This is a genomic window from Streptococcus pseudopneumoniae (genome assembly GCF_001072315.1).
GTDB classification, from domain to species: Bacteria; Bacillota; Bacilli; order Lactobacillales; family Streptococcaceae; genus Streptococcus; species Streptococcus pseudopneumoniae_R.
Map to the genome: position 1 here is coordinate 1 of NZ_JVLI01000035.1, position 210 is coordinate 210.

Below are 210 nucleotides of genomic sequence, written 5' to 3' on the forward strand. Positions count from 1 at the left end.
GGTCAGCCAGTTCAAAGTCATACCGATAATCCGAAACCAAGCAGTACAGATAAACCAAGTTCACCGATTAAACCAAACTTTAATCTCAATACGCCAGCACCGAATCGAGGAACTGGAGGCGCTTATACAACGGATGATGGCTATGTATTTAGTCCGACAGATGTGATTGAAGATACAGGAGATGCTTTTGTTGTACCGCACGGCAATCAT

At 43.8% G+C, this 210-nt stretch carries 1 protein-coding gene; it reads left to right on the forward strand.

The features are described 5' to 3' along the window. A partial coding sequence (locus tag ADH54_RS12335; RefSeq protein ID WP_049523758.1) for a pneumococcal-type histidine triad protein occupies positions 1-210 on the forward strand: 210 nt, incomplete at both ends.